The organism is Streptomyces spororaveus (genome assembly GCF_016755875.1).
Classification (GTDB): Bacteria; Actinomycetota; Actinomycetes; order Streptomycetales; family Streptomycetaceae; genus Streptomyces; species Streptomyces spororaveus.
In genome coordinates, this window is record NZ_BNED01000005.1 from 4909022 (window position 1) to 4921126 (window position 12105).

General features: G+C 72.3%; 12 protein-coding genes. 5 read left to right on the top strand and 7 right to left on the bottom strand.

The genetic code is table 11. The annotated features are described in order from the left end of the window. Window positions 1–82 precede the first annotated feature (82 nt). Both Sspor_RS24620 and Sspor_RS24625 read right to left on the bottom strand, forming a co-directional pair. Window positions 83–1015 carry a D-alanyl-D-alanine carboxypeptidase family protein gene (locus Sspor_RS24620; RefSeq protein WP_202201060.1) on the bottom strand — a complete coding sequence of 311 codons (933 nt, stop codon included), beginning with the start codon at window positions 1013–1015 and terminating at the stop codon, window positions 83–85. Window positions 1016–1202: 187 nt separating this feature from the next. After that, window positions 1203–1820 (bottom strand): flavin reductase family protein, encoded by a 618-nt coding sequence (locus Sspor_RS24625; protein WP_202203834.1) that lies wholly within the window; start codon window positions 1818–1820, stop codon window positions 1203–1205. A gap of 246 nt (window positions 1821–2066) precedes the next feature. Between Sspor_RS24625 and Sspor_RS24630 the strand changes: the two genes are divergently transcribed. From Sspor_RS24630 to Sspor_RS24640, 3 genes are all read left to right on the top strand, one after another. Further along, entirely contained in the window at window positions 2067–2885 is an 819-nt protein-coding gene (locus Sspor_RS24630; RefSeq protein ID WP_202201061.1) for a hypothetical protein, read from the top strand. A gap of 22 nt (window positions 2886–2907) precedes the next feature. After that, the gene (locus Sspor_RS24635) at window positions 2908–3645 is read left to right on the top strand and encodes a hypothetical protein (protein ID WP_202201062.1); all 738 of its coding nucleotides are present in this window, start codon (window positions 2908–2910) and stop codon (window positions 3643–3645) included. A 164-nt stretch (window positions 3646–3809) separates the two neighbouring features. Beyond that, window positions 3810–4595, top strand: a complete 786-nt coding sequence (locus tag Sspor_RS24640; protein WP_202201063.1) for a VOC family protein — start codon at window positions 3810–3812, stop codon at window positions 4593–4595. Between the two features lie 7 nt (window positions 4596–4602). Here Sspor_RS24640 and Sspor_RS24645 read toward each other — a convergent pair whose 3' ends face one another. The 4 genes from Sspor_RS24645 to Sspor_RS24660 form a co-directional block, all read right to left on the bottom strand. After that, entirely contained in the window at window positions 4603–5418 is an 816-nt protein-coding gene (locus Sspor_RS24645; RefSeq protein WP_202201064.1) for an enoyl-CoA hydratase/isomerase family protein, read from the bottom strand. Between the two features lie 59 nt (window positions 5419–5477). After that, window positions 5478–7712, bottom strand: coding sequence for an acetate--CoA ligase family protein (locus tag Sspor_RS24650; protein WP_202201065.1), 2235 nt, complete (start codon window positions 7710–7712; stop codon window positions 5478–5480). Between the two features lie 250 nt (window positions 7713–7962). Then, window positions 7963–8535, bottom strand: coding sequence for a hypothetical protein (locus Sspor_RS24655; protein ID WP_202201066.1), 573 nt, complete (start codon window positions 8533–8535; stop codon window positions 7963–7965). Then, on the bottom strand, window positions 8532–9689 hold the full coding sequence (locus Sspor_RS24660; RefSeq protein ID WP_237404006.1) for a flavin-containing monooxygenase: 1158 nt from the start codon (window positions 9687–9689) through the stop codon (window positions 8532–8534). The genes Sspor_RS24655 and Sspor_RS24660 overlap by 4 nt, the downstream gene beginning before the upstream one ends. A 231-nt stretch (window positions 9690–9920) precedes the next feature. Between Sspor_RS24660 and Sspor_RS24665 the strand changes: the two genes are divergently transcribed. After that, window positions 9921–10373, top strand: a complete 453-nt coding sequence (locus Sspor_RS24665) for a DoxX family protein (protein WP_202201068.1) — start codon at window positions 9921–9923, stop codon at window positions 10371–10373. Next, window positions 10370–10792, top strand: a complete 423-nt coding sequence (locus tag Sspor_RS24670; protein WP_202201069.1) for a Zn-ribbon domain-containing OB-fold protein — start codon at window positions 10370–10372, stop codon at window positions 10790–10792. The genes Sspor_RS24665 and Sspor_RS24670 overlap by 4 nt, the downstream gene beginning before the upstream one ends. Before the next feature lie 23 nt (window positions 10793–10815). Here the strand turns inward: Sspor_RS24670 and Sspor_RS24675 are convergent, their stop codons facing one another. Continuing rightward, on the bottom strand, window positions 10816–11529 hold the full coding sequence (locus tag Sspor_RS24675) for a pyridoxine/pyridoxamine 5'-phosphate oxidase (RefSeq protein WP_202201070.1): 714 nt from the start codon (window positions 11527–11529) through the stop codon (window positions 10816–10818). Between the last annotated feature and the right edge of the window lie 576 nt (window positions 11530–12105).

Here is a 12105-nt window from a genome sequence, read left to right on the forward strand (position 1 = left end):
CCTGCCGGTGCCCGCAAACGCCTCGGCTCCTCCGCCGGCGGGATCGCACCCGCCGGCGGAGGAGCCGTGAACCGTGTCACCGTCAGTCGAGGACGTCCGGGATCGGGTCGGTGTTGCCGCGCTGCAGTGCCGCCCCGGAGCCGGTGCTCGAACCGAGCGCCCAGTCCATCAGCGCCATGGAGTCCACGTAGCGCTCCTCGTCGTTCAGCAGCACGCCGATGACGGTCTTGCCGTTACGGGTCGCGGAGAAGACGAGGCACTTGCCGGCGGCGGTGCCGGTGCCGGTCTTGACGCCGGTCGCACCCGGGTAGGCGTAGCCGGTGGGACGCTCGCGGATCAGCAGGTTGCTGTTGCCCCAGGTGGCGTCGGTCGAGGTGCCGCCCGTGCTGTAGGTCGTCGCCGCCACGATCTTCGGGAAGGCGACGCCCGACATCGCGTACTTGGTGAGCTTCGCCATGTCGCGCGCGGTGGTGAGGTTGTTGCCGGTCGGCGAGATGCCGTCGAAGGAGTCGTAGACGGTCTTGGTCATGCCCAGTGCCTTCGCCTTGGCGTTCATCTGCGCGATGAAGTCCGCGGTGCGGGCCTGGGTGGTCGCGCCCTTGCCGAAGGTGTCGGCGAGGGCGTAGGCGGCGTCGCAGCCCGACGGGAGCATCAGCCCGTACAGCAGCTGGCGGACCGTCGGGGTGGACCCCACCTTCAGGTGGGCCGAGCTGGCGCCCTCGCGGACGACGTAGTCCGCGTACTCCTGCTTGATGGTGACCTTCTGGTCGTAGTTCAGGTCGGGCGTACGCATCACGACCTGAGCGGTCATGATCTTGGTCGTGCTCGCCATCTGCCGCTGGGTGTCGGCGTCCTTGCTGGTGAGCGTGGCCCCGCTGGTGGCGTCGATCAGGATCGCGCCGGCGGCCGTGACGGGAGGTGCGGCGACCGGGGCCGCCGAGGAGGTCGGCGAAGCGACCACCAGAAGGGTCCCGGTGGCGACCGCGACGGCGACGGCGCCGCGCGTGCGGCGCATCAGGTTCAGTATCAAGTCAAATCCCCGCGTATTCGAAGAATTCCGAAGGGGATGGAACGCCTGAGTGCCCCGCCCCCCGTGGGGAGCTTACGCAGCGGATCCGACACCAGGCACCGAACGGCGTGAGCGGGACCGGTCCACGGGTGTCCGGCGGGCGGCCGGAGGGCAGTCGGCGGTCACTCCATGGTCAGTCGGCGAGGCGGCCGAAGCGGCCCTTGTGGAAGAGGAGCGGTTCGCCCTCGCCTGCGGCGCCCATGGCCACCACCCGGCCCACGACGATGAGATGGTCCCCGCCGGTGTGGACGGCCTGGATCCGGCAGTCGATCCAGGCGGGCACGGCGTCGAGCTGCGGCGATCCCGTGACGGGGGCCGGGGTGTGGGTCACACCGGCGAACTTGTCCGCGCCGCTGACGGCGAAGGACCGGCACAGCTCACCCTGTTCGGCCCCGAGGATGTTGACGCAGAACACCCCGGCGCGGGCGATCCGCGGCCACGTGGTCGACGTACGGGCCACCATGAAGGTGACCAGGGGCGGGTCGAGGGAGAGCGAGGCGAAGGACTGGCAGGCGAAGCCGGCCGGGCCGTCCTCGTCCTCGCCGGGCGGCGCGGTGATGACGGTGACCCCGCTGGCGAAGTTCCCCAGCACGGCCCTGAACTCGGTGGGGGACACCGGCGCGCGCTCGTCCGCGCCGACGGCCCGCAGGTCGGGACGCGGCAGCGCGTCGACGGGCTCGGTCTCCTGCTGCGCCGAGGCGGAGGTGGGGGAGCCGACTGTCCTGAGGTATCGGACGACGGTGGCCGCCATCCCTGCATGTCCCATCACACCCACGATTGAAACTGACGAGCCGTCAGATAGGAAGGGGCCGGCATGCGGCATGTCGGCGGATCGCGCTGACCTCGGACCTTCGCGCCGGGCGCAGGCGACCCTCTGTGATCCGGCCACTGTCCTGAACTACCTTGTGAGCAAGGTGACATGAGGCGCCAGTCGGACCGCGGTACCCCGTGTGTATGGTCATGGCCAACGACAGGGACGTCGGGGGCTGGGGTGGTCATGGGCAACGGTTTTCGCTACCGGGCCGAGCGGATCTCACTGGGTGCGATGGCTACGGCGGGCATCGGGGTCCTGCTCGCCGACGTCCTCGGCTGGCTCGACAGGATGGCCCCCGGGGGCACGCTCCCGAAGATCACGCTGCTCATCCTGAGCACCGTCACGCTCTTCCTGCTGATGGAGTTCGACCGCCTGAAGGTGCTCGACAGCATCAGCACCCAGATCTCCGGCCTCACGCTCGACGGCCTCACCGGCGAGCTCCGCCGCCAGCACTACCTCGGTGTGACGAGGGTCCACCCGGAATTCCCCACCGCGGAGTTCAAGCGGCTCGTGGGCGGTGCCCGGCGCGAGGTGGCCGTGCTGCAGACCTGGATACCCAACCTCGACGGCCTCGAGACGGAGCTGGAGAAGGCCGTCACCGAACGGGAGGTCGAGGTGCGCATCCTGCTGGTGCACCCGAAATCCGCCGTGGTGGACCTGCGCGACCAGGCGCTGCGCAACACGAGCAGCTCGGTGTCGGTGGACGCCAGCCTCGACATCCTCCACAGGCTCCACGGCCGTCTTCCGCGGGAACTGCAGGGCAAGCTCAAGGTGCGGGTGTACAACTCCCTGCCGTCGATCGCCGTGTACAAGGCCGACGAGCACTATCTGGTCAGCTCCTTCCTGCACGGGCAGCTCGCCATCGAGTCCACGCAGATCGAGATAGACGGGTGCGACTCCGTGATGGGCCGGCAGGTCCAGAAGGAGCTGGACACCCTGTGGGACATCGGTCACGAAGTGGATCTGCGCGATCCGGCGAGATCGATCGACATCAGTCAGTGATCCGGGAGTGAGGAGTAGGACCGTGTGGGAACTGGACAGGTTCGAGGACGACCTGATCGAGCGGTACAGGCAGCATCCGGTGCTCGCGAACATCACGCGGCTCCCGGCGGAGGAGTTCGCCGAGATCCTGCTCCAGCGGCGTTTCCTGTCGCTCGCCTTCACCCCGGCCTACGACCTGGCGATCGACCTCCTGCAGGACGAGGTGGGGCTGAGGACCGCCCGGAAGATCCTGCGCGAGGAGTACCCGGACGCCCGCGGGAACACGAAGTCGCACCGCGAGGACATGACGGACGACATGCTCCAGCTCGGGATCTCCCGCACTGCCCTCGTCCGTTCGCGGCCCACGGCGGCGACCAGGCGGGCCATCGAGGACACCTTCGCTCTCATCGCCGACGCGGGCGACCACGACCGCGCCGACCTCGTGCTTCTGACGGTCCTGCGCTTCTGGGGCGAGATCCTGGTTTCCGTCGAGTACGGGCGGCTGTGGGAGCGGATGGAGCCCCTGCTGGTGCACGACGGCGAGAACCGCTCGCGCTTCTACTACCCGCACCACTGGCACGACGCCAAGAAGCACTCGCTGGAGACCGTGAACCTGCTGGCCACCAGCCACTCCGACCGGCTGGGCACCCGGCTGAGGGAGCTGCTCGGCGACGACGACGGGACGGTCGACTGCTTCAAGGACGCGGAGCGGCGCTCGCTGCGGCTCAAGGCGGACTTCTACGACCAGTTCCTGCCGGCACTGGAGCGGGTCCCGAGCTGAAACGGCGCCCGCGGACGGCGCACCCGCGGCGGCCGCGCCGGGCGGCCCGTACACCCGCACGGGTGAAACCCCCCGCCCCCGGGGGTCCGTACGCCCGGGTGCGGGGGGAGGCTCGGCATCGTGGCAGCGACCTCGTACCGCCGCCGTACCCCGGGAGGACCCCCATGCTCGGCACCGACTTCACCACCGGATCACCCAACTGGCTCGACCTCGGTAGCCCGGACACCGGGGTGGCCGCCGCGTTCTACGACGCCGTCCTGGGCTGGGAGTTCGTCTCCGCCGGGCCCGAGGCGGGTGGGTACGGGTTCTTCCAGGTGGACGGCAAGACCGTCGCCGCGCTCGGGCCGCTCACCGACGAGGGGGCCACGTCCGCCTGGATGCAGCACTTCATGAGCCCCGACATCCAGGCGACCACCGCGGCCGTGCGCGAGGGCGGCGGCACGGTCCGGATGGAGCCCATGGACGTCATGGGCGAGGGCTGGCTGGCCCAGTACACGGACCCGCAGGGCGCCGAGTTCGCCTGCTGGCAGCCCGGGAAGACCGGCGGACTCCAGCTGACCTCCGCCGACAACGCGCTGGTGTGGACCGAACTCCACGTCGCGGACCCCGTCGCCGACATCGCCTTCTACTCGGGGCTGTTCGGCTGGCGCAGCGCCGAGATGCCCGCGCCCGGAATGATGTACCGGGTGCTGAGCACCGCCGAAGGGGACCAGCAGGACGCCTCCTTCGGCGGGGCCGCCCCCTTCATGGGCGAGGGGGAGGGCGAGCGGGCGCGCTGGGTGCCCTACTTCATGGCGGCGGACGTCGACGCGACCGTCACCGCGGCCAAGTCGAACGGCGGCTCCGTGGTCATGCCGGCCACCGACCTGCCCGAGGTCGGCCGGATCGCCTGGCTGGCCGACCCGGCCGGAGCGGTGTTCGCGCTGCTCAAGCCCGACCCGCGGATGTAGCGGACGGTCAGCGGCCGAGGTACTTGGGCGTGCGGCGCTCCACGAAGCTCGCCACGCCCTCGTTCGCGTCCGCCGTACCCATGTTGATCTCCTGCGCGGTGGCCTCGGCGGCCAGCGAGGCCGCCCGGTCACCGTCCAGGGAGGCGTTGACCAGCTGCTTGGTCATGGCCAGGGCCCGGGTGGGCCCCTGCGCGAGCCGCTCGGCCCACGCACGGGCCGTCGCCTCCAGCTCCTCGGCCGCGACCACCCGGTTGACCAGGCCCAGGCGCTGCGCCTCGGCGGCCGGGACGGCGTCCCCGAAGAACATCAGCTCCTTGGCCTTCTGCGGGCCGACGAGCCGGGGCAGCAGATACGCGCCCCCGCCGTCGGGGACCAGGCCGCGGCGGACGAACACCTCGATGAAGCGGGCCGGTTCGGCGGCGATCACGAGGTCGCAGGCGAGGGCGAGGTGCGCGCCGATACCGGCGGCCGTGCCGTTGACGGCGGCGAGTACGGGCTTCTCGCAGTCGAGCACGGCGGTGATCAGGCGCTGCGCACCGAGCCGGATCATGCGGGCGACGTCCCCGGCGACGCGCTCGCCGCCGGGGCTGCCGGGGACGCCGGGGCTGCCGCGCAGGTCGGCGCCCGCGCAGAAGCCCTTGCCGGTGGCGGTGACGACGACCGCGCGGACCGCCGGGTCGGCGGACGCCTCGGCGAGCAGCGCGATGACGCGTTCGCGCTGGTCCCAGGTGACGGCGTTCATCGCCTCGGGGCGGTTGAGGGTGATCCAGGAGACGTTGTTCTCCGTGCGGTGGAGGACTTCGTCCTCGGGGTCGGCGGTCATGGGTGAACTCCCCTTCGTGGGTGGACGGACGTGGCCGGGGCCGCCGGGCCGGCGCGGCGTCAGCGGCAGATGGCCAGGGCGTCCAGGGCCACCGCACCCTGGCCGCGGGGGAGGACCATCAGGGGGTTGATGTCCAGCTCGGACAGCTCGTCGCCGAGTTCGAGGGCCATCCGCTGGATGCGCAGGACGACCTCCACCAGGGCGTCCACATCGGCCGGGGGCGCCCCCCGTACGCCCTCCAGCAGTGCGTGCCCGCGCAGCTCCCGCAGCATCGCCCGCGCCTGGTCCTCGCCGAACGGCGGCACGCGGACCGCCGCGTCGTGCAGGACCTCCACCAGGACCCCGCCGAGGCCGACGGTCACGGTGGGGCCGAAGAGGTCGTCCTGGGTCACGCCGACGACCATCTCCACGCCCCGCTCCACCATCTGGCAGACCAGGATCCCGTCGAGCGGCACGTTCTCGTAGCGCGCGATGTCGGTCAGCTCCCGGTACGCGTCTCGGATCTGGCTCGCCGAGGTCAGGCCGATCTTCACGAGGCCGAGCTCGGTCTTGTGGCCCAGCTGCGGGCCCGAGGCCTTCATCACGACCGGGTAGCCGACCAGCCCGGCCGCGCGGACCGCCGCCGCCGCGCTGGTCACCAGCTGCTCGCGGGGGACCCGTATCCCGTAGGCGCGCAGGAGCTGCTTCGCCGCGTGCTCGCTGAGCTGCTGCGACGGCCGCATGAGGGCTTGCGCCTTGCGGTACGAGGGCGACGGCGTGCGCGGTGCGTCCTCGAACGGGGAGCGGTAGCCGGAGGTGAAGCGGTGGTGGCCGAGGTAGGCGCGTACGGCGGTGATGCAGTTGCCGAAGGTACGGAAGGTGGCCACGCGGGAGGAGCCGAGGAGGGTGGTGCGGTAGGCGTCCTCGGTGCCGACGGGGGAGCCCCAGATCACGCAGACCAGCTTGTCGCTCTGCTCGGCGGCGTCCACCAGGTCCTGCGCGAGCCTGTCGCTCATGGGCGGGAAGGGGCCGGTGATCGGGCAGATCAGGACGCCTACGGACGGGTCGGCGAGGATCGCGTCGATGATCTTCCGGCCGCGCCAGTCGCCGACCGGGTGGCCGCCGTTGTCGACCGGGTTGGCGACGTTCAGGTACCCGGGGATCCACTGGTGGAGCTCGTCCTGCTTGGCCTGCGAGAGGGTCGGCAGGGTCAGGCCCGCCTCGGTGGCCAGGTCGGAGAAGTGCGCCCCGGTGCCGCCGGAGATGGAGTAGACGACGACCCCGTCGGCCTTGGGCTTGCGGGCCCGGGCGAGCAGGGCGGCCGTGTCCTGGAGCTCGTCGAGACCGTCGACGCGGATGACGCCGAACTGGCGCATGGCGGCGTCCACGACGGTGTCGGCGCCGGTCAGCTTCCCGGTGTGGGAGGCGGCCATGCGCGCGCCGGTCTCGGTGCGGCCGACCTTGACGGCGACGACGGGGACGCCGTTGCGGGCGGCCCGGTCGGCGGCGAGCAGGAAGGACCGGCCGTCCTTGAGGCCCTCCACGTAGCAGGCGATGGCCCCGACCTCGGGCTGCTCGGCGAAGTAGGAGATGAAGTCGGAGGTCTCCAGGTCCGCCTCGTTGCCGGTGGGTGCCCAGTGGGAGAGCCGGATGCCCAGTTCCTGGAGGGTGTAGACGGGCCGGCCCTGATGGCCCGACTGGGTGATGAGCGCGATCGCCGGGCCGTCGAGGTCCTCGCGGAACTCCTCGAAGGCGTTGAGGTTGGTGTTGGGGCCCAGCAGGCGCAGGCCGGAGCCCCGGACGGCGGCGCCGAGCCGCTCCTGGGCGGCGGCGCCCGTCTCGCCGGTCTCGGCGAAGCCGGAGGCGAAGGCGACCGCGAACTTGACCTTGGTCTCGGCCAGTTGCTCGATGACGGGGAGCGGGTCGGCGACGAGGAGGACGGCGAGGTCCACCTGTTCGGGGAGGTCGGCCACGGAGGCGTGGCAGGTCAGCCCGAAGACGGTGGGGCGGGTGGGGTGCACGGGGTGGATCCGGGCACCGACGCGCCCCGCCCAGGCGATGAGCTGGCGGGTGATGCCGGTGTTCGGCCGGCCCTCCGTGTCGGAGGCGCCGATGACGGCCACGGATTCGGGCCGGAAGAACCGGTCCAGGTCGGGCACGTCGGCGTGCAGCGGGCGTCCGCTGACGTCCAGGGCGGCCGCGTCGTCGGCGGAGGGGGCCGCCGACGAGTGGACGGCGGTCCTGGGAGACTCCCCGCAGGCCTCGACACGTGCGCGGAAGTCGGTGGTGAGGGTGCCGTGAGTAGATCCAAGCATCGTTGCCGCCCACTCCTGCTCGATGAACCTCGATGGAACTCGATAACTGACGTGCAGTCAGATTACTTAACTGACGTGCCGTCAGGAACAGGGCTGCGCAGGAAAGGTGTGGAGGTGGTGTGGTGAAGTGAACGGTGACAGATCCCGCCGGGACCGGTCCAGGGCGCGATTCGGCCGACCCGGACCGGCGGGCCGGTGGGGCCGGCGGGCCGGCGGGGCCGGTGGGTCGGTCCGGGCCGGCGGGCCGGTCTCAGAGCAGCGCCGACTCCACCCGGCCGGTGAAGGCGCCGCCCACCTGTTCCGCCAGCCAGTGGATGCGGGCGGTGTGTGCGGGCCAGGCGGCGTTCTTCACGTGCACGTGCACGGTGTGGTCCCCGAACAGTTCGTCCTGGAACAGGTCGCGCGAGTTAACCGACAGCGTGAGGTACGCGTACTTCTGCGAGACGCGTTCCAGCCCGGCCGCGGGCACCTCGGGCCAGGCGTCCAGGTCGAAGCGGACGGCCGCGGGATCGGAACCCAGCGCGGCGATGAACGGCTCGGCGAGATCGAGCGGGTGGCACCAGTCGAACACCCGGATCGGCAGGCACCGCGCCGGGTCGTCGCCGGCGTCCGACGAACCGTGCGCGCCCCCGGGCGAAGAGGACCATTTGAGGCCGGGCAGCAGCCCGAGCAGGCGCGCCAGGACTTCCGGCGACCGGATCACCGCTTCGAAGTCGACCTCCGAGTTCACGGTGTCGGCGATGTCCAGCAGGGTGCGCACGGCCCGCAGTGCCTCCCCCAGGTCGGGGGTCGTCAGGATGGCGGCGGCGTCGGAGTTGCTCATCGTGTCCCCTTGGCGGCACGGCGGGCGACCGCCTTGGCGATCTTCTCCGCGTCCATGGCCATCTCCCGGAACATCCCGCTGATGGGGTTGGAGAAGCCGGTGAAGTACAGGCCGCGGGCCTGCTCGGGGGTGCGGGCGCCCTGCGCGCGGGGCAGGCCGCCCTCGTCGAGCACCCCGAGGTGGCCGACCAGCCCCTCCAGCGCCCGGCGGTAGCCGGTCGCCGCGATCACCGTGTCCGGGGCGATCCGCGAGCCGTCCGCGAGTACCACCTCGGCGCCGTCGAAGGCCTCGACGGCGGCCACCGGTTCCACCTTGCCGCCGCGGACGGCGTCGACCAGCCCGACGTCCTGAACCGGTATCGACCCCTGCTTGACCCTGCGGTACAGGCCGGTGTCCGGGCGCGGAAGCCCGTAGGCGGACAGGTCCGGGACGGAGACCCCGGCGATGAGCACCGCCAGCCGGTCCACGACCGGCGCGGGCAGCCGCCGCGCGAGGATCCCGCTGCGCTGGGCCGGCCAGCCCGCGGTGGCACGGCGCATGATGTGCGGCGCGGTGCGCACCGCGAGCCGCACCCGGGCCGCGCCGCCCTCGACGAGGTCGACGGCTATCTCGGCGCCGGTGTTGCCGACGCCGACGACGAGGACGTCCTGGCCCGCGTACGGCTGGGGATTGCGGTATTCGCGGGCGTGCAGCAGCCGGCCCTCGTACGCGTCCCGGCCCGGCCAGTCGGGGAGTGCGGGGGTGTGGTTGTACCCGGTGGCGACGACCACGGCCGCGGCCGCCAGCTCCCGGCCGCCGCTGGCGTGCAGGATCCAGCCCTCCTCGCCCTCGGGCGCGGGCTCGATCCGGGTCACCTCGACGCCGGTCACCAGCTCCAGCTCGTGGAACTCGGCGTACTTCTCCAGGTAGCGCACGACGTTGTCGCGGGAGACCCAGCGCCCGAAGCGGCGCGGCATGGCCAGGCCGGGCAGGGCCGAGAGCCGGCGCGTGGTGTGCAGGTGCAGCCGGTCGTAGTGCTGCCGCCAGGAGGCACCGACCGCGTCGGACTTCTCGACGACGACCGCGCGTACCCCGCGGGCGCGCAGCGCGGCGGCCGCGGCGAGGCCGCCGGGGCCGGCCCCGATGACGTACACGGGGCGGGGCTGGGTGGTCATGTCGGGTGCTGTGGGGTCTCCGGGCATGAGGTGTGATCGTATCGCCACGCTGGGTTGATGGGTCTCGGTCGGGCGGGGAATCGATTGCGGATCGATCACGGCGCGCGGAACGCCCGCGGCGCCGTGGATCCGCGGCCGGCCGGGGCCTTGCGCGATCGCGCCGGATCCGCTCAACTGACGTACCGTCAGATAGAGCGTGCGCGTCGATCGCGAGAGGGGTGGGGGCCGCCGATGCAGACCATCTGGCTCAGTGGGGCCGAATGGCTCGCCGTGCTCCGGATAGGCCTCGGCCTGTGGTGGCTGGAGAGCTGGCGGCACAAGGACAAGAAGGGCTGGTTCGAGCGCGGCACCGGCATCGCCTGGGCCGCCGACGTCGCCGGCAAACACCGCTGGACCTTCGTCAAGGGCGGCTTCGAGCTGGTCGTCGCGCCGCGGCCGAAGGCGATGGCGTACATCGTCGTCTACGCGGAACTCGCCCTCGGGCTGGGCCTGGTACTCGGCTTCCTCACCCCGGTCGCACTGGCCGGCGGCCTCCTGCTGAACCTGCTCTACCTCGTGCTGATGATCCACGACTGGGCCGAGCAGGGCCAGAACGCGATGATGGCACTCATCTCGCTCGTCGCCCTCCTCGCCATGTCCTGGCAGACCTGGTCCCTCGACGCGGCGATCGGACTCTTCCTGTGACCGGCACGGCGCGGTACGACCTCCCCGAGGCCGACGCGTTCACCCGCCCCTACTGGGACGCGGCGGCCGCGGGACGGCTGCTGCTGCGGCGCTGCGCCGACTGCGGGCGGGCGCACCACTACCCGCGCGAGTTCTGCCCGTTCTGCTGGGCGGGCGAGGACCGCGTGACCTGGGAGAGCGCCGGCGGCCGGGCGACCCTCTACACGTGGTCGGTGATCCACCGCAACGACCTCCCGCCCTTCGGCACGCGCGTCCCGTACACGGCGGCGGTCGTCGACCTCGCCGAGGGCCCGCGGATGATGACCGAGGTGGTGGACTGCGAGGCGGCGGAGCTGCGCATCGGCATGCCGCTGGCGGTCACCTTCCGCGAGGCGGCGGACGGGGTGTGGGTGGCGGTCTTCCGGCCGGCGCCCGACTGAGGGCCTCCACCGGGCGGCGGCGGTCAGGGCCAGAGCAGCTCGCGGTCCCAGGAGCCCTCCGCGGTACGGGAGTACCGCAGGCGGACGTGCCGGCGCGCGGCATCCCCCTGGAAGAACTCCACCTCGGCGGGATCCAGCACGTACCGCGTCCACGTCGGAGCCGGCGCGTCCGGCTCGGCTCCGGCCCGCTCCCAGGCCGCCGCCGAGACCCGCGCCAGCTCCTCCACGGAGCCGAGCACCTCGCTCTGCCGGCCCGTGAGCGCGGCGGCGAGCGCGCCGCGCGAGCGGACCGCCAGGTCCGCCCGGCTCTCCTCGGGCCCGCAGGCGCTGACCCGGCCCCGCACGCGGACCTGGCGGCCCACGGACGGCCAGTAGAACCCGAGCGCCGCCTCCGGCCGCCCGGCCAGCTGCACGCCCTTGGCGCTGGTGGCGTGCGAGGCGAAGTGCCAGCCGCGCGCGTCGGCCTCGTGCAGCATCAGCGTCCGCACGTCGGGCCGCCCCTGCCCGTCCACGGTGGCCAGACTCATGGTGTGCGGCTCCAACTGCCCCGCCCGCGCGGCATGCACGAACCACTCCCGGAACAGCGCCACGGGCTCACCGGGCGCGGCCGCGGTATCGAACCCGGGGAGCGGGGAGTCCCACACGCGCAGGGAATGCAGGGTGGCGTGGAAGACGTCACTGCTGATCTCGCCGGGCTCACCGGTCTCGTGGATCTCGCCGATCTCGCTGCTGCTCATGGGGCCCATGGAACAGCAGGACGGGCCCGGCAGGCCAGTGGGGGCGGGCCGGGGCTCCGGGCGCGCGGGGCCGGGCGGCGGGGGGTCGGTTGGCGGGGCGGGGGCTGCGGAGGGGCGGTTCCGCTCGGGCGGTGGTCAGAGAGGCGTATGGGGGCTTCCCGTCAGTCCCATCGTCCCTCCGTGTCGGGCCGGCCCCTCAAGGGCGCTCCTCCTTCGTCGTCGCGTCGCTACGCGATGGCCTGACGGCCACCCTTGACCGACCGACCCGCCCCGGAGAAACGAAAGACTGCCGGGAAGCCCCCAAAGGAACGGGCCGGGCCCTCAAGGATCAGGACGGGGCGGTCGGAGATGCCCTGCCCGGTCCCGGGCGGGCACATTCCCGAGACGGGGCCCATGACAGCCGCCGCCCGCGTCGGGGGAAGCGCCCCACATCGCTACGCGCTCCCCACGTCTCAGCGTCCGACGACCGTCCTGGGATGGACATAGGCCGCCCACGACCTCGACCCGGCACTCGACCTGCGACCGACGACCGTCCGGGGCCGGTCATAAGCCGCTCACCATCCACGCGCTTCTCGC